Below are 16585 nucleotides of genomic sequence, written 5' to 3'. Positions count from 1 at the left end.
GTTCCTATTGTGCAGGCGCCGGGTAGTACCGCCCGAGCACGTGCGCCCGTAGCTCGTCGAACTCACCGGCCCGGATCGCGGCCCGGATCTCATCGACGAGCCTGATCACGAACCGTTCGTTGTGGATCGTGGCCAGCGTCGCCGACAGGAATTCCTTCGCCTTGAACAGGTGGTGCAGGTAGGCGCGGGTGTAGTGCGCACAGGTGTAGCAGTCGCAGTCGGCGTCGATCGGGGTGAAGTCCCGCCGGTAGCGGGCGTTGGTGATGTTGAACCGGCCGGTCGCCCCGTACACCGCGGCGTTGCGCGCGACCCGCGATGGCGACACACAGTCGAAGGTGTCGGCACCGGCCGCGACGGCGGCGAAAAGGTCGTCGGGCTCGCTGATGCCCAGCAGGTGACGCGGCTTGTCCGCCGGCAGCTCGCTGGCGACCCACCCGACGATGGTGGCCAGGTTCTGCTTCTCCAGGGCGCCGCCGATCCCGTAGCCGTCGAACCCGCGGCCGTCCTGATCGACGATGGACAACAGCCCGCGGGTGGCCTGCCGTCGCAGGTCTTCGTACTGCGCGCCTTGCACCACACCGAACAGCGCCTGCGGCGCCTTCGAGGGGTCGGCCTCCCGGCCAAGACGAGTCAGCCGGTGGTGTTCGGCCAGGCAGCGAACCGCCCAGTCATGCGTGCGCTGCACCGACTGCTCCTGGTAGCCGCGGGTGTTCACCAGCGTCGTGAGCTCGTCGAACGCGAAGGTGATGTCGGCGCCGAGCTTGTGCTGGATCCCGATGGACACCTCGGGGGTGAACCGGTGGGTGGAACCGTCCAGGTGCGACCGGAAGGTGACGCCGTCATCGTCGACGTGTGCCAGCCGCTCCTTGCCCTCGGCGATGACGTCGTCGGCCTGGACCCGTTCGGTGTCCATCGCCAGCACCTTCTTGAAGCCGGCGCCCAGCGACAGCACCTGAAATCCGCCGCTGTCGGTGAATGTCGGCCCCGGCCAGTTCATGAACGCGCCCAGTCCACCCGCCTCCTCGACGACGTCGGGACCCGGCTGGAGGTACAGGTGATACGCGTTGGCCAGAACAGCCTGTGCGCCAAGCTCTTTCATGGTCTCCGGCAGGACAGTCTTCACTGTGGCCTGGGTACCGACCGCGATGAACGCCGGGGTGTGGATGTCGCCGTGCGGGGTGCGGATCACCCCGGCCCGGCCGAGCCGTCCGGGGAGTTCTGCGTCAACGCTGAAGAACTGGCTGCTCACGCCGTAGATTCTGCACTGTGAGCAAACGCTGGAAACCGTCAGTGGCCGCCGCCACGGCAATGCTGGCCGTTGCGGGCTGTTCCTCGGAGCCGCCCGAGTTCCGACCCGGGCCTGGTGAACTCGTCGCGGGCACCGCCCAGGTGACCGTCAACGGCCAGAACACCGGCACCACCGAGGCGGTGCAGTGCACGCCCGCGGGTTCCCTGACCACCATCACCACCGGCGATCAATCGTCGGGCGTTTCGGCGCTGGTCTCCAACCAGGACGCGCTCACCGCCGAGGCCGTCGGCGTCAACAATGTGGGCGGCTTCACCGGCAGCTACAACGCGGGACTCGGCGGCACGGCGGAGGTCACGATGACAGGCCGAACCTACGACATCACCGGAACGGCCGAGGGCTTCGCCTCCGACAACCCGAGCTTGCGCACCTCCGGCAGCTTCGCGATCAGGGTCTCCTGCTGAGGTGTCGTCAGCGGCAGAAACGAGCGATCGCCTCGGCCAGCTCCTCGCCGGCATCCTCTTGAAGGAAGTGCCCGGCGTTTTTCACCGTCGGGTGGTCGACGCCCTGCGCGCCGCGCATCTGGCCCGCGAAGATCGGTGCCATCGCGCCGGTGATGGGATCGCTGTCGCTGAACGCCACCAGCATCGGGGTCATGCTCTCACACAACGCTTTCCACGCGGCGCGGTTCGCTTCCCAGGCCGGGTCATCGGGTGACGTCGGGATCAGCCCCGGCATCGCCCGTGGACCGATCTTGTATGTCTCGTCCGGAAACGGTGCGTCGTAGGCCGCGCGCACAGCGTCGGTGACCGGTCGCCGGCAGCCGGCCGCGACGAACCAGCCCACCTGCAGGTCCGGCTGAGCCTGGACCGCCTCCCGGAACCGCCACCAGATCTCGGGCATGGGGTGATCGCCGGTGGGCAGGCCGGTGTTGGCCACGACGATGCGGGCGAACCGGTCGGAGTTCTCGGCGGCCAGTCGCAGGCCGATCAGACCGCCCCAGTCCTGCCCGACCAGCGTGACCCGTTGCAGGTCCAGCGCGTCGAACGCCAGCGCGCGCATCCACTCGACATGGCGGGCGTAGGTGTGGTCCTCGATGCGGGTGGGCTTGTCGGAGCGGCCGAAGCCGACCAGGTCCGGGCAGATGACCCGATGCCCGGCAGCGGCCAGGACGGGAATCATCCGCCGATACAGAAACGACCACGACGGCTCACCGTGCATCATCAGCACCGGATCGGCGTCGGACGGGCCGGCTTCGACCCACGCGACCCGCAGCCGTCCGCCCTCGTCGTCGTCGACCTGGCAATAGCGCGGCAAATAAGGGAATTCGGGCACGTCGGCAAAGCAGTCGTCGGGTGTACGCAATGTCCGCATGACCGCGAACCTACCGGCGGCCACGCCGACAATCGCCTACGGAGCCGCGTTTGCGCCCCGGCACTGGGGCCGACAGCCAACTTTCGGCTACACGCAGGCAAATTATTTCGCCTATTCGCATGTCGGTGCATCCGGCGCACACCATACTGCTGGGGATGATCCGCTGATCTTGACGGATCACGACAACCAAAGGAGAACACTGGTGAATCGTGGGTTCGTGGTCGCCCTCGGCGGCGCGGCGATTGTCATCGCCGGTCTGTCGGGCTGTTCGGGAGACAAGAAGTCGGAGAGTTCGGCAAGCTCCGAGGCATCCACCGCATCGGGAACCGCCTCGGTCAGCCCCACCGCGGCACCAACCGGCAGCGACACCAAGGTCACCATCGACGGCCAGGATCAGAACGTCGCGGGCACCGTTGTCTGCAGCCCGATGGGCGGAAACATGAACATCGCGATCGGCGACGCCGCCACCGGCATCGCCGCGGTCATCAGCGAAGGCGACTCACCCGCGGTGCAGTCGGTTGGCCTCGGCAACGTCAACGGTGTGACGCTCGGCTATCAGCAGGGCACCGGCCAGGGCGAGGCGAAGGCCGAGAAGGACGGCAGCGCCTACAAGATCTCGGGCACCGCCACCGGCATCGACATGGCCAACCCCATGCAGCCGGTCAACAAGCCGTTCGAGATCGCGGTCACCTGCCCCTAGCAGTAACACTCAACGTTTCGACAGTGACGGCGGCGTCCCGGCGGGGCGCCGCCGTCGTCGTGCGTGGGATCCGTCAGGCGGGCAGCGTGTAGCCGGCCGCCGACTGCCGCAGCTGCCAGATCTGCGCCGGGCACAGTTCGTTGACGGCCTGATTGATCAGGTAGGCGCCCTGGTAGTAGTCGGCGGTGTTGAAGTCGGCCTTCACCTGGTCGACGAGTTGGGCGTAGCTCATATTGGCGGCCACCCGGTCGCAGATGCTCTGCCCGTAGCCGATGGCGGCGTCGGCATTGGGAAAGTTGTAGCCCGGCCGGATGTGGACATTGACGAGATAGGCCACGACGTCCGCGTGTGCGGCGGGCGCCAACGAGATGGCAGAAACCGCCGAAACCGCTCCGGCGGCCGTCAGGACGGCGCCAAGCAGCGACTTTCCGGACCACGTCATGGCTAGTGAGCGTAATCCGCGTCACCGGCCCGAGTGAGCCGCTTACGCTAACCCCATGAAGCTCTTGGCTGTGGCCGCATTGGCGTGCGGACTCGTCGCGGCCCCGATGGCGCTTGGCGGGCAGGCCTCGGCGGAGCCGGCCTACTGCGACGGCGCCGCATGTGTCCCCTATGTGGACCGCACCGCGGTTGCGGGCGGGCACTGCAATCAGTCGACCCGGTACAACTACGGCCTCGACCGGGCGGGCAACACCTATGCCTGCAATTCCACCAGCCAGTGGGTGCCGTTCCCGCCGCTGGTCGGTATCCGCACGCTGCGGCTGCCGTGCGGTGATGACACCGGTGTCGCACAGTCTCCCGATGGCACCCCGCTGAGTTGCAAGGGCGGCGCGTGGAGCGCCGACTACACGGTGATGTTCTACGGCTGACGCCGGAACCCGGCAAAGCTGCGCACGAGCGGCAGCGAAGCCGACGTCGCGAAACCCGACGGTGCGCCGCAGACGGCGAGCGCCGCATTGAGCACCTGCATCCCGGTGGCCACGCTGGTCCCGCGGTGGCACCCGCGCGCAGGACGTGATCGAAGATCCGATGGAACTCGTTCGTGGTCGGCCCGATGGCCACGACCGGTTGGCCAAAGGCCATGTTGTCGAACGTGATTGCGGTGCTCTCGTATACGCCCCGGGCATCGAGGCGCAGCGGGTGAAACAGAAATGCGGGCGTGACAACGTGTTTGCCGCTTTCCGGCAGCGCGCACACATCATCAGGCGCGCGGTGCACGGCGTATGGAGGACGCAATCGGCGTCCAGCGCCAGGATGGTTTCGGAGTAGACGAGCGCACCGACCAGGTCCAGATCGGGCCCATGATCCAGCACGGCGGTGATCATCTCGCCCCGTCGGATGTTTCGAACAACCGGCACCGGGGCAACCGTGACCAACATGGGACCCACCTGCGTGACTTACCGGCTCCAGACGGGTACACCCTCCGCGTGGCGATCGACAGGCATCCGCGAACGCCGGATCAGCTTGTGATCGAGGTCCCCGCGAACGCGAACCGGCTCGCCGAAGTCCGGACCCGACTCAGCCAGTGGTTGGGAACCGTCGGCGCCTCCGGCACGATCGTCAACGACATCGTTCTCGCCGTGGATGAGGCGTGCACGAACTGCATCGAGCACGCCTACGCAGGTATCGATTCGGGATTGATCCACATCGACGCTAGGTCGCAGGACAAGGCGATCACGGTCGAGGTGACGGACTCCGGCGTATGGCGTACACCCACGCCGGCGCGGAACCGCGGCCGAGGACTATCGATCATGCGCGCGGTCGCTGCGCACGTCGATCTTGCCGAATCGACGAGAGGTACCACCGTCCGCATGGTTTTCGAGGTGCCCGGCTGCACAGCCCCGTGTCAGGACGGCGGCAGTCGGACCACCTGAACGAAGAACTCGTCGATCTGCCGCACGGCTTCCATGAACTGGTCCAGATCGACCGGCTTGGTCACGTACGCATTGGCGTGCAGCTTGTAGCTACGCAGGATGTCCTCTTCGGCCGAGGAAGTGGTGAGCACGACGACCGGGATGTGGCTCAGGTCGGGATCGGACTTGATGTTCTCCAGCAGCTGCCGACCGTCGTACTTCGGCAGGTTCAGGTCGAGCAGAATCAGATCGGGCCGTGGCGCCTCCGCGTGAACGCCGCGCCGGTAGAGGAAGTCCAGACCCTCCTCGCCGTCGTGGGCGACGTGGAGGTTGTTCTTGATCTTGTTGTGTTCGAACGCTTCTCGGGTGATCAGTTCGTCCCCCGGGTCGTCCTCGATGAGCAGGACGTCGATGGCGCGACCGGCAGATGTCATCGAGGATTTCCTTCCGAAATGGCCGCGACCTGCTCGTCGTCGGCGAAGTGTGCAAACGGGATGGTGAAGCGAAAGCGGGTTCCGCCGGTGTAGGAGGTGTCGATCCAGATGCTGCCGCCGTGATGCTCGACGATCTTTTTGCACAGGGCGAGACCGATACCGGTTCCGGTGTAGGCGTCGCGGCCGTGGAGACGCTGAAAGATGATGAACACCTTGTCCACGAATTCGTCGGCTATCCCGATGCCGTTGTCCGCCACGCTGAACGACCACGAGCGATCGGGCTCATCCGGCTGCCGCTCGAATTCGATGACCACGCGTGGTGTGATGCCGTCTCGCGCGAACTTTATCGCATTGCCAATGAGGTTCTGCCAGAGCATCGTCAGCAGAGTCGGGTCACCGGCGATGTGCGGCAGCGGCTCCGCCGGACGAACGATCTCGGCCTTCGATACCTCGATCGCCGTGGCGAGATTCTCCATCGCCTCGTCCAGCGTGGCATCGAGATCGACGTCGGTGAGTGTCGTGTTGAGCCGCCCGACCCGCGAGAACGTGAGCAGGTCGTTGATCAGCACCTGCATGCGTTTGGCGCCGTCGACGGCGAACCCGATGTATTCGGTGCCGCGCTCGTCGAGCTTGTCGCCGTAACGCTTCTCGAGCAGCTGGCAGAAGGACGCCACCTTGCGCAGCGGCTCCTGCAGATCATGCGATGCGACATAGGCGAACTGCTCGAGTTCAGCGTTCGAGCGTTGCAGTTCCAATGCCTGGTCGGCCAGTTGCGCCCGGGCCGAACGCGTGGTCTCCAGTTCCCAGACGATACGCTGTCGCATGTCCTCCACATCGGCCGCGATCGCGCGGATGTCCTTGGGGCCCTGCGGCACGATCGTCACGTCGAAGTTGCCCTCGGTGATGCTTCGGCAGGATGCGGCGAGGGCGTCGAGCGGACGGGTGACCACGCTTCTGACCAGGAACGCCAGCAGGAGCGCCGCGGTGACGAAGACGGCGATCGTCGCGCCGAGCACCACGTCACGCCACTCGCGTACGTCGTCGAGTTCGGCATAGCCGGCATCACGCGCCGTCGTCAGATTGTCGTTCTGTTGGTCGAAAAGCGCACGGAGAGTGTCGAACTGGGCTTTGGCGCGGTCGGATATCGCGCTGTCGAGCACCGCGGGCGCACCCGGCGTCACGCTGGCGATCAAGGGCTCGGCATACGACCTCCGCCAGGCGTCGGCGGCCTGCTCGATCGCGGTGAGGTCTTCGATGAGCACTCGGCGACCGGCGAGATCTTCTCTGATCGTCTGCGCCGCATCCCTTTCCGCGGCCTGCCCCTCGTAGTACGGCTGAAGGAACTGGCGGTCTGCGGCGATCGCGTAACCGCGCATCGCCGTCTCCTGGTCCCGCAGGGCCGCCTGCAACTGATATGCCGAGATGCGCGCCGGGCCGACCTTCTGGGTCAGATCGCGCAATATGTCATCGGCGTGAATAAGGAGCAGCGCACCGGCGACGGTCCCAGCCAGCACCACCACGACCATGACGGACAGCACTAGATTCTGCCAGCCCTGCACCGTGAAGCGTGAACTCCGTAGCCGTCTGCGGGCGGGCCCCACCGGACCTGTCACCTATCCGTTGTCCGCTCCACCCGCACGACCGCGATGTCATCGCTGATCCCGCCAACCGATTGGGCGCGTTGTTCGACATCATTGATCAGCGTGTTGACGAACTGATCGCCCGGCAGGGCGGCGTGTGACCGCGCGAGCTGGAGCAGTCCTTCTTCGCCCAGGCGTTCCTGGCCACGCCCGGAATGTCCCTCGAACAGACCGTCGGTCAACAGGACGAGCCCATGTCCGGCCGGCAGTTCCAATTCGTTCAGCGGCCACTCGGTGCCGTTGAACCCGAGCGCCGGACCGGCCGGCGGCTCGAGCCATTCGACGGTGCCAGGACCGTGCAGCAGCATGCCCGGGTGTCCCGCCCGTACCGCGTTGAAAGTCAGATCGACAGGTGACAGGGCGAGACTCAGCACCGTCGCGAAGATGCCCTTGCCCGGCCGTTCGGCGCTCAGGATCCGCTCGAGCTGCCGCATCCTCTCATTGCCGCGTAGGCCCGCGAATGTCAGTGCTCGCCAACCAATTCGGAGCGCAACCCCTAGCGCAGCCTCGTCGGGGCCATGTCCCGAGACGTCGCCGACCATGATGTGGACCGTGCGGTCCGGCGTCTGGACGAAGTCGTAGAAATCGCCTCCGAGCAGCGCGTGCCGCCGGCTGGGGCGGTACTGGGCCACTATGCTCACACCCGGGTCATCCAGCAGCAGCGGGGACGGCAGCAGCCCCCGCTCGAGGCGGGCATTCTCCCTCGCGCGCAGCTGGCTCGCGCGTAGGTCGACCGCGGTCAGCTCGGCGCGCTTGCGCTCGATCGCGTACAGGATTGCGCGACTCAACGTCTCGGGTTCCACCCGGCCCTTGACCAGGTAGTCCTGGGCCCCCGCGGCGACCGCGGACACCCCGAAGTGTTCGTCGTGCAGACCGGTCAGCACCACGATCGGCAAGGTGGCGTCGCGTTTGGCGACCTGGTCCAGCGCCGTGATCCCGTTGGCGTCCGGCAGGTTCAGATCGAGCAGCAGGCAGTCGGGCCGGTCGGCGCCGAGAACCCGCTCCGCTTCCTCGATTGACTTCGCCCACACCACCTGGATGTCGGCACCCGCATCCGCGATCAACTCCTCGACGAGCAGCGCATCCCCGCGGTCGTCCTCGACGAGGAGTACGGAGTACGACTGCTGATCGGCCGTCAGCACGACCGCGTCACCACTCGCCAGTTCGAAATCGAGGTCGGGCGACCCACGCATAAGCAACCACGCTTCTTCACGTTAGTCACCGTGGTCGCCATGACCTCTGCTTTAGTGACGGTCCGACAATAGCGGCGGGCACCAATGACCGCCCGCCCAGGCTATGTACCTACCGCCACCCTAGCGCGACCCCTCCGTCGACGGCACTCGACCGGCTCAGGTACCGCTCGGCGTCGAACTGCTGGGGTTTCCCGGACAGGACAAATCGACGGTCACCGTCTGGAATGTCCCCGGTTCGAGTGGTTCGAACACCACCGGATGCATGCCGAGAACCTGACACTCACGCTTATGGGTTTCACTCATGTAGGCGATATCCCTGTCGAGGCCGTTGAGCATGACGTTGTAGCCCCAGTCCTGCAGTTGCCTGATCACGTCGCCTGCGTAGGTGCCCATGTTCTGGATGTAGTCGGCGTACGCCACGCCGGTGCCCATCGACCCCCCGATGGCGAAGGTCAAGGCCAGAAGAGCCTTTCCAAGCATCGATGTTCTCCTTTGAACTCGTGCTGAACTCAAGGTGAACAGGAGTTTAACTGCAATTTCATTCAGCACGGCCCGAAGTCGCCGGATACGACGAGACAATTTGTTCCGAATAGCAATCGACCCGCCACCGGAAAGATGACGGGTGCCTATCAGTCAATTCGAACTGTCAACAATTGTTGACGGATCCGCAATTACCAAAAGAGTCGGTCAGGTTGCGGAGCTCTTCGTATTCGCTGTCCCTGGCCGCCTGCGCGAGCCCTTCTCACACCCCGCGCTCGACGGGGAGCAGCCCGCGGTCGACGGCGGCGACGAGCGCGGCGTGGTCGGCTTCGGTCTGATCGGCGTAGCGGCGTGCGAACGTGCCCAGTGCCTGGTCGACGCGGTCCGAGCTACCCATGTAGCCGGCGATCATCGAGGCGCCACTGGTGCGGGCATGCCCCTTGGCGAGGAGCTGCCCGACGACTCCGGCATAGTCACTGAGCGCCGCGGCGTCGATCGCGTCCAAGGGGATGCGCCCCTTCATGTTTCGGAACTGTCGCACGTAGTACTGCAGTCCGTCCATCGTGGTCCAGCCCAACAACGGATCGCTCACCGTCTGCAGCGACTGCTGGTATTCCACGACGCGCTGTCCCTGGTGTGCGTGCCACGCCGACTCCCCGTGGACGTAGCGCGCCAGCACCGACCGACGGGCCTGTTTGAGCTGGAGGAACACGACGTCGTCTTCCGAGGAGCCCTCCAACAGCGCCACATACGCGCGCAGGCCGACACTGCCCACGCCCACGACCTTGTGGGCGACGTCGATCAAGGTGTAGCCGCCGAGCACGCGCCGCCAGTAGGAAGGCAGCGTTTCCAGATAGTCGTCGAGCGCCTCGGCCAGCCATTCCGCTTCCTGCGCGGGCAGTCGCGTGATCAGCGGCGGCTCCTCGACGATCTTGCGCTGCCCCGCGACCTCGTGGGTGAAGCGCGGCAGCGCCCGGTCGCCGGTCCGGTGCCGGGCTCGCTTCGCCGAACGCACGACCTCCTCGTTGAGGGGGCCGGCCGTCTCGGCTGCCAGCCTGTCGACGTCGAGCCGAACGAAGGACCGGGTGAAGAGCGGAAGGTCGGCGAGTCTGCGTAATTCGTGGCGGTAGGACGCGACGCATGATCGCACCGCGTCGCTGCAGTGCTCTTCCGAGGTCCCGTTGTGGCGACCGGCCAGCCAGATGCTGGCGGCCAACCGCCGCAGGTCCCACTCCCAGCCGCCCGGGTGCGCCTCGTCGAAGTCGTTGAGGTCGATCACCAGGTCCCGCTCCGGGGAGGCGTAGAACCCGAAATTCCCGAAGTGCGAGTCACCGCAGACCACCGGAGTGATTCCCGTGGCAGGCAGGCGCGCGACGTCCTCGGCCATCACCACGGCGGTGCCGCGGAGGAATCCGTACGGCGAGTCGATCATGCGCCCGACCCGGATCGGGATCAGCCGGTCCACCCGGCCCCGGTGGCTGATGTTGATGAGGTTCACCGGGTCGGGCCGATCGGGTGGCGCCGTCCAGTCGGCCAGCGCCCTGCGCGGCACCCGTTTACGCAGGCTCTTGCCGAGGGCATATCGCTCGGCCCGCGTCACCGGCCGCTGGCGCAACGACCGGTACGCCGTGCCGTCGGCCTCGGCGAGTACCGTGTGGCCGCCCTTCGGCGCGGTGCCGTCCATGTCTGGCGATGCTACGTCCATTGACCGTGCCGCAAACCACATGAGCGTCTTTGCCCTGCGGCCAGCCTCTTCCGATGGGTCAGGACGTCGACCTCACAATCGGCACCTCGGCAGGCAGCATCGTGGGCAGCTACGTCAGCGCCAGAACTGTGACCGAGACGTTCACCACACTGTCCGGGCTCGCCCCGAATCCGGCCGCGATGGCCGAAATGGTCGTCACCGACACGGGAGCCGATCCGCAGCGGCGCGCGACCGGGTCCTGAGCACGGCCACCTCGACCGACGCCGCCGGCATCAAGAGATCGGCCGTGCGGCGATGGTGGCCCTCAACGTCCCTGCGCAATACATCGCCTCGCTGAACCGGTTGCTGGGCGGCGCCACCTGGCCGAGCCCCAAACACCACACCATCGCCGTGGACTGCTTCACTGGTCGTCGTGTCGTCCGACAGTGGCATCGACATTGCCACCGCATGTGCGGCCAGTTCCACACTGCCCGAGTCACCGACCGGGTATGGCTGGGTGATCACTTCTGCATGGACGGTGCGATCAGCCCGTCGAGCACCCAGTCAGGTACCCTCGCCGGCGCCGAACGTGTCCTCATCTTCTCGATGGTGAGCAGGCCACCGAAGTCCGGTTCCTTCGGCCTGACGATGCGCACCAATCCCGACGAGATCCACCAGGAGGTCTCGCATCTCGAATCCACCGGCTCGACGGTCAAGCTGGTCTGCGCCGACCCTGATGATGGCATCGACTTCATGGCTCCCGCGCAGCTCGAGAACGCCCTGGCCCTCGGCGCGGCCCGGGCAGAGGCCGACATCGCAGACCTCACATCGTTCTGGAACGACTGACTCGCTACCGGCTGGCGCGGATGGCCTCGAAGACACCGGGATCCAAAAGGGTTGAGGTGTCACCGAGCTCGCGTCCCTCCGCGACGTCACGGAGCAGGCGCCGCATGATCTTGCCGCTGCGTGTCTTCGGGAGTTCCGGCACGACGTGGATCTCCCTTGGCCGGGCGATCGGGGAGATCTCATCGGCCACCTGCTTACGCAGTTGCGCGACAATATCGTCCTCGTCGGCGTGGTTCGCCGTGAGGATGACGAACGCACAGATGGCCTGGCCGGTGGTTTCGTCGGTAGCACCGACGACGGCCGCTTCGGCCACGCCGGAATGCCCGACCAGTGCCGACTCGACCTCCGCGGTAGAGATCCGGTGTCCCGACACGTTCAAGACGTCGTCGATGCGCCCGAGTACCCAGATGGCGCCGTCGGCGTCGTAGCGGGCGCCGTCTCCTGCGAAATACCAACCCTGTTCGGCGAAACGCGACCAGTAGGTTTCCCTGAACCGTTCCGGGTCGCCCCAGATGCCCCGCAGCATGGACGGCCACGGCTGGTCCAGCACCAGATAGCCACTCACCTGCTCGCCATGCGTAGGTTGCCGTGGATTCTGACGCGCTTCACACCCCTTCACCTTGAAAACCAGGCCGATTGCTGGACAATGCCAGCGTTTCGACTGCCAATTCGCTCTGTGTTTGCACTGGGCCGTCCGTTGCCGAAATCGAGACCAGTCAAGAATCGCCGTCAGGACCGCGGATCAGGTGCTGGGCATCGACACGACATCGACAGGCTGCTGTAGCGACCGTCCGGCCGCTGGGTCAAGTTTTTGCCAATCGTTCCGCCGAACGTTCGGTTTCATGGCCTGGGTTCAGGCATACCCCCGCCACGCGGCGGCGCTTCCGGGTCTCTGAACATCTTTGTGTTACAACGAAATTGCGGTCAGACCGTCGATGCGACGTCCCGAGCGGATGATCATGAAAACACCGTGGTCGAAGGTCTTTTCACGACTCGCTCCCATCGACACCAAGGGACTCAGTGCTGGATCGTCCCCACGATGCGGGAGGTCAAACTGGTGTACTTTGTATCGGCCATCGCCGTAACTGATGAATACTCAACGCCGTTCACGTATGGTCTGACGCTGGCGGTTTGTCGGGAACGAGGTGTCCGCTCTGCACGTATTTTCGTCTGCACCGGCAACATTTGTCGCTCACCCACTGCGGAGCGACTCGCCGCGGCGTACGCCGCACGGCTTCACATTCCGGACTTCACAAGATCTAGCGCTGGAACCCGCGCGATGGTAGGAAGTCCGATGCACCACGACGCGGCGCTCCTCCTCGAAAGCCTGGGCGGCCAGGCGTCCGACTTCGCAGCGCGACAGCTGACGCCGAAGATCGCATCAGATGCCGATCTTGTTCTCGCCATGACGAAGGCACATCGCGACGCGGTCTTGGAACTCGCCCCGCGTCAGCTCAACCGAACCTTCACGCTGAGCGAGACCGCTCACCTCGTATCCGAGTGCAATGCCCGAGACGTCACTGAGCTCGCAGCGCTTCGTCCGCAGTTGGCGGCACACGACCGGCCGGACATTCCTGACCCGATCGGGCAGAGCCAGGACGTCTTCATGATGGTTGCTTCACAGATCGCCGACCTTATGCCGCGGATCCTCCAGCTCTGTCGTCGGGGCTAATCGCAGGCCTTGGTCGTCACCGGTTGACTGGTAGCCTGCCGTCAAACTGCAGGTGCACAGGGAGGACATGCCTTCTCTTGTCCCTCAAGTGGCGTGTGGGTCTGACCGCGCTGGCGGTTGCAGCACTGGTGTTCTGCGTCGTCACGTTGCTCATCCGCGCTCTGCCGTTGTCAAACGTGATCGTTCTGGTGATCGCTGTCGGGTCGCCGTACGTCACGTTGGTCGCCGTGGCAGGTTTGGTGTTCTCGGCACTAGCCCGCCGGTTCCTTCTGTCGAGCGCCGCCGTGGTGGTCCTGGTGGCCACGCTGGTGGTACAGATCCCGTGGTACTACTTCGGGCATCCGGTGGAGTCCAAGCAAGACGCGCATATCCGCGTGCTTTCCTCGAACCTCCGCAAGGGACGGGCGGACGCGCCGTCGTTCGTCGGGCTGGCGAGAGCGAGTGCGGATGTCGTCACCGTGTCGGAGCTGACTCCGGAGGAAGTCGAGCGTTTCTCGCAAGCCGGGATCGAAAGCGTATTTCCCTATTCATTGCTTTTGCCCGCACCCGACGCAGCGGGAATCGGTATGTGGAGCCGGTTTCCGCTTGCCTTCGTCCCACCGTCGAGGCCACGAGATACCGCCATCCTCGCCGCACGGCTGCGGATCCCCGGCGTGCGCATGGACCCCCTGGTGGCCAGCGTGCACATCGGATCGCCGGTCGCACATGACAAAGACTCGTTCGCCGACTGGCGAACCGGTATCGCCGATACCAATGAGGCAATGACCGACTTCACCGACGCCGCGGGCCCGGCGGCGGTGATTGTCGCCGGCGATTTCAACAGCACCCCCGACATGCGTCAGTTCCGCGATCTGCTGACCAATGGTTACCGCGACGCCGTCGAACAGACTGGCGCCGGCTTCGCACCGACCTTTCCTTCTCGCCCGTGGCATCCGCCGCTCATCACGATCGATCACTTGCTGACTCGTCATGCCAGTGCTACATCCATTCGCACGGTCTACGTGCCCGGGTCCGATCACCGCGCCCTATTAGCCACAGTCGAAGCGCCGGTCCATCAGCCGAAGGACACCTCACTGGGCATCGGTAGCCTGAACGGAAAGTGAGGCTGCTACGGCCGGGTTTTGCCGCGATAACCGGCGGGTAGAGACCGGCCATGATTCCGTTCATCTGCCCGAGGTGTGGGCGAATCGATATCGACTCCGCAAACTGCTCGTCATGCGACGGTCCCGCCGAAGATGCCGATGCGCTCGACTGACATACGGCTCCATAAGGCGATGGGTGTTGGCGGGCAACATGGTTGAGTTGTCGCGCCCGTTCGTCGACCACGTCATTCCGGAAATGTTCACCCAGACTTTCCCTGTGGTTCGATTCCCCGGCGAGACGTTCCCAGGGGTCTAAGCAACGATCCTGGGGTGCCTCTGAATCGACTGACTGCTCCAGGAGAGATTCCCGACACCGGCATTCCGCCGGCTCTTGCCGCGAGCATGACGATGGCCGAGCAGTACGACTGGCATCAGGGGTATCTGCGTCGGCACCGGGTATCCAGGCGGAGCTTCTTGCGCGGATCGGCCGCGGTGGCGGCGATCGCCGCGGTGGGACTCTCACCGTTCGGCCGCCGCGCCTATGCCCAGGATTCACCCCTTGCGGTGGCGAACCGACGGGTGGGATACGGCACGGACGCATCCAGCCAATTGCGCTTGGCCGCCCAGCTGTCGCGAAACCCCGCCAGCACCAAAGTTTTCCTCGATCACGGCCCGACACCTGCGCTGGGGGCGACGGTCGAGGCCGAGGTCCGCAACCTGATGACCCAGATCCCGGACAGCAACGGCGGCGTGTTGGCCGCCGAACAGTTCTATGTTCACGCACCGGTGGACGGGTTGCCCGCCCGGCTGCCCCATTTCTACCAGTGGCGCACCGACGATGGATTCGTCAGCGATATCCGTTCGGCGGCCACCGCGATGCCCAGCTCGCGACAGGCGGTGGGGCCGTTCCGGTTCACGATGATGGGCGACCAGGGCACCGACGACACTCCGGTGCTCCCACCCGGTCTGGCTCGTGGCATCTATGACGACAGCTACTACAAGCCCGACAACGATCCGGACGCTCGGCACACAGACAACGTGCTGAACCAGATCGTCTTGTCGCGCCCCGACTTTCACATCCTCGCCGGGGACATCGCGTACGCCGACCCGTCCGGTGACGGCAAGAAGGCCACCTTCGTGCCCTCAGCGGCCAACCCCGCGAGCGGCTTCGACAAGTTCAACCCGTTCGTCTGGGATGTGTACTTCGGGTCCATCGAAGCCAGCGCGTCGACGGTGCCCTGGATGTTCGCCACCGGCAACCACGACATGGAAGCCGCGTATCCGGCGCACGGCTACGGTGGCCATCTGGCGCGCCTGGATTTTCCCGGCAACGGTCCGGCCGGGTGCCCGTCGGTGTACTCCTTCACCTACGGCAACGTCGCGGTGCTCTCGTTGGACGCCAACGACGTCAGCTACGAGATCAAGGCCAACACGGGCTACTCGGGCGGCGCCCAGAACTCCTGGGTCGAACGCACATTGGCCGCACACCGGGCCAACCCCGATATCGACTTCATCGTCTGCTTCTTCCATCACTGCGCCTACTCCACGACCGACTCCCACGCCAGCGACGGCGGGGTGCGGGCGGCCTGGGGTGACCTCTTCGACCGGTATCGGGTCGACGTGGTGCTTCAGGGCCACAACCACGTCTTCGAACGCACGGATCCCATCCGGGGCGACAAGCCGACGACGGTCGCCGCCGACAACGCGATCGTCTATCCGGAAACCGACGGCACCGTCTACTACACGGTCGGCAGCGCCGGCCGGCCGCGATACGGTTTCCAGCCCGGTGAGCTGGAAAGCTACCGCGGACACGAACTCGACGACACCTCCGTGCCCAACAGCTACGTCTGGACGGCTCAAGGCGACAAACAGCCCGAGGCCGTCGGGTGGTCACGGGTGCGGTATCGCAACTACGCGTTCATTCGGGTCGACGTGCGCCCCGGCACCTTCGTCAGCGAGATGGACGTGGTGGCGGTCGACGAATACGGCGGAGAATTCGACAAACTGACCTACCGTCGGCAGGTTTCCTAAGGCCTCAAACGCGCAACGAGTAAGTGCGATCCGAATCAACAGCCGTGTTCGCGTTCGAACGCGTCGTAGGCCGCGGCTATACAGTCCGCCGCCGCGTCGGGATGTTCGTATGCGACAAAATCAATGGCCGCCAAGGTATTCGGCCCAAGATTCGAACACGTCGGTGTGGCGCGGCCGGAGGTCAGCGCCAGATTCAAGAACCCCTGGAAGGTGGCACGCACGTCGTCCTCCCGCGGGGGCGGTTCAGCAAGCACCTTCTCCACGATAGGTGGCCGGAGACCGCCATGGTCGAGTGCGACCTACCGTTTGCGAGACGTTAACTCAGCGAAACCTACCGAAGGCGAAACTCC

Annotated in this window: 18 protein-coding genes and 2 pseudogenes; 9 read left to right on the top strand and 11 right to left on the bottom strand. The window is 65.3% G+C overall.

The window, feature by feature from the left end:
* Positions 1-4: 4 nt before the first annotated feature.
* On the bottom strand, positions 5-1249 hold the full coding sequence (tgt, locus tag ACVWWN_RS07395) for a tRNA guanosine(34) transglycosylase Tgt (protein ID WP_457143312.1): 1245 nt from the start codon (positions 1247-1249) through the stop codon (positions 5-7).
* A gap of 17 nt (positions 1250-1266) precedes the next feature.
* On the opposite strand from tgt, the gene ACVWWN_RS07390 reads away from it, so the two are divergent.
* Positions 1267-1710 carry a lipoprotein LpqH gene (locus ACVWWN_RS07390; RefSeq protein WP_457143311.1) on the top strand — a complete coding sequence of 148 codons (444 nt, stop codon included), beginning with the start codon at positions 1267-1269 and terminating at the stop codon, positions 1708-1710.
* Between the two features lie 7 nt (positions 1711-1717).
* Here the strand turns inward: ACVWWN_RS07390 and ACVWWN_RS07385 are convergent, their stop codons facing one another.
* The gene (locus ACVWWN_RS07385; protein ID WP_457143310.1) at positions 1718-2620 is read right to left on the bottom strand and encodes a haloalkane dehalogenase; all 903 of its coding nucleotides are present in this window, start codon (positions 2618-2620) and stop codon (positions 1718-1720) included.
* Positions 2621-2822: 202 nt separating this feature from the next.
* Between ACVWWN_RS07385 and ACVWWN_RS07380 the strand changes: the two genes are divergently transcribed.
* On the top strand, positions 2823-3320 hold the full coding sequence (locus ACVWWN_RS07380) for a lipoprotein LpqH (protein ID WP_457143309.1): 498 nt from the start codon (positions 2823-2825) through the stop codon (positions 3318-3320).
* 73 nt (positions 3321-3393) lie between these two features.
* On the opposite strand, the gene ACVWWN_RS07375 is transcribed toward ACVWWN_RS07380, so the two are convergent.
* On the bottom strand, positions 3394-3762 hold the full coding sequence (locus ACVWWN_RS07375; RefSeq protein ID WP_457143308.1) for a DUF732 domain-containing protein: 369 nt from the start codon (positions 3760-3762) through the stop codon (positions 3394-3396).
* A 55-nt stretch (positions 3763-3817) separates the two neighbouring features.
* Here ACVWWN_RS07375 and ACVWWN_RS07370 point away from each other — a divergent pair, with 55 nt between their 5' ends.
* Positions 3818-4189, top strand: a complete 372-nt coding sequence (locus tag ACVWWN_RS07370; protein ID WP_457143307.1) for a hypothetical protein — start codon at positions 3818-3820, stop codon at positions 4187-4189.
* On the opposite strand, the pseudogene ACVWWN_RS07365 reads toward ACVWWN_RS07370, so the two are convergent.
* Positions 4180-4645 (bottom strand): annotated as a pseudogene (locus tag ACVWWN_RS07365) (hypothetical protein). The gene ACVWWN_RS07370 and the pseudogene ACVWWN_RS07365 sit on opposite strands and share 10 nt — an antisense overlap.
* Between ACVWWN_RS07365 and ACVWWN_RS07360 the strand changes: the two are divergent.
* Positions 4544-5194, top strand: a complete 651-nt coding sequence (locus ACVWWN_RS07360) for an ATP-binding protein (protein ID WP_457143306.1) — start codon at positions 4544-4546, stop codon at positions 5192-5194. The pseudogene ACVWWN_RS07365 and the gene ACVWWN_RS07360 overlap by 102 nt on opposite strands.
* Here the strand turns inward: ACVWWN_RS07360 and ACVWWN_RS07355 are convergent.
* The 5 genes from ACVWWN_RS07355 to ACVWWN_RS07335 form a co-directional block, all read right to left on the bottom strand.
* Complete coding sequence (locus ACVWWN_RS07355) at positions 5167-5607, bottom strand: response regulator (protein ID WP_457143305.1); 441 nt, start codon at positions 5605-5607, stop codon at positions 5167-5169. The two genes, ACVWWN_RS07360 and ACVWWN_RS07355, sit on opposite strands and share 28 nt — an antisense overlap.
* Positions 5604-7133: a sensor histidine kinase gene (locus ACVWWN_RS07350; protein ID WP_457149034.1), complete on the bottom strand. Its 1530-nt coding sequence runs from the start codon at positions 7131-7133 to the stop codon at positions 5604-5606. The genes ACVWWN_RS07355 and ACVWWN_RS07350 overlap by 4 nt, the downstream gene beginning before the upstream one ends.
* 83 nt (positions 7134-7216) lie before the next feature.
* Entirely contained in the window at positions 7217-8440 is a 1224-nt protein-coding gene (locus tag ACVWWN_RS07345; RefSeq protein WP_457143304.1) for a PP2C family protein-serine/threonine phosphatase, read from the bottom strand.
* 156 nt (positions 8441-8596) lie between these two features.
* Positions 8597-8920: a hypothetical protein gene (locus tag ACVWWN_RS07340; RefSeq protein ID WP_457143303.1), complete on the bottom strand. Its 324-nt coding sequence runs from the start codon at positions 8918-8920 to the stop codon at positions 8597-8599.
* A 262-nt stretch (positions 8921-9182) separates the two neighbouring features.
* The gene (locus ACVWWN_RS07335; RefSeq protein ID WP_457143302.1) at positions 9183-10604 is read right to left on the bottom strand and encodes a DUF2252 domain-containing protein; all 1422 of its coding nucleotides are present in this window, start codon (positions 10602-10604) and stop codon (positions 9183-9185) included.
* Positions 10605-10678: 74 nt separating this feature from the next.
* Here ACVWWN_RS07335 and ACVWWN_RS07330 point away from each other — a divergent pair, with 74 nt between their 5' ends.
* Both ACVWWN_RS07330 and ACVWWN_RS07325 read left to right on the top strand, forming a co-directional pair.
* Entirely contained in the window at positions 10679-10867 is a 189-nt protein-coding gene (locus tag ACVWWN_RS07330; RefSeq protein ID WP_457143301.1) for a hypothetical protein, read from the top strand.
* Between the two features lie 52 nt (positions 10868-10919).
* Positions 10920-11450 (top strand): hypothetical protein, encoded by a 531-nt coding sequence (locus tag ACVWWN_RS07325; protein ID WP_457143300.1) that lies wholly within the window; start codon positions 10920-10922, stop codon positions 11448-11450.
* 4 nt (positions 11451-11454) lie between these two features.
* On the opposite strand, the pseudogene ACVWWN_RS07320 reads toward ACVWWN_RS07325, so the two are convergent.
* Positions 11455-12015, bottom strand: a pseudogene (locus ACVWWN_RS07320) (AMP-binding enzyme); the annotation flags it as partial.
* A gap of 474 nt (positions 12016-12489) precedes the next feature.
* Here ACVWWN_RS07320 and ACVWWN_RS07315 point away from each other — a divergent pair.
* The 3 genes from ACVWWN_RS07315 to ACVWWN_RS07305 all read left to right on the top strand — a co-directional run bounded on the left by ACVWWN_RS07315 (position 12490) and on the right by ACVWWN_RS07305 (position 16235).
* On the top strand, positions 12490-13122 hold the full coding sequence (locus ACVWWN_RS07315; protein ID WP_457143299.1) for an arsenate reductase/protein-tyrosine-phosphatase family protein: 633 nt from the start codon (positions 12490-12492) through the stop codon (positions 13120-13122).
* A gap of 77 nt (positions 13123-13199) precedes the next feature.
* On the top strand, positions 13200-14225 hold the full coding sequence (locus ACVWWN_RS07310) for an endonuclease/exonuclease/phosphatase family protein (protein WP_457143298.1): 1026 nt from the start codon (positions 13200-13202) through the stop codon (positions 14223-14225).
* 309 nt (positions 14226-14534) lie between these two features.
* Positions 14535-16235, top strand: a complete 1701-nt coding sequence (locus ACVWWN_RS07305; RefSeq protein ID WP_457143297.1) for a metallophosphoesterase — start codon at positions 14535-14537, stop codon at positions 16233-16235.
* Between the two features lie 35 nt (positions 16236-16270).
* Here the strand turns inward: ACVWWN_RS07305 and ACVWWN_RS07300 are convergent, their stop codons facing one another.
* Positions 16271-16489 (bottom strand): hypothetical protein, encoded by a 219-nt coding sequence (locus tag ACVWWN_RS07300; protein ID WP_457143296.1) that lies wholly within the window; start codon positions 16487-16489, stop codon positions 16271-16273.
* Positions 16490-16585 lie beyond the last annotated feature (96 nt).

It is taken from the genome of Mycobacterium sp. URHB0021 (genome assembly GCF_054057895.1).
Note: the sequence above shows the minus strand (reverse complement) of the source record. Positions and strands in the feature narration are given on the sequence as shown.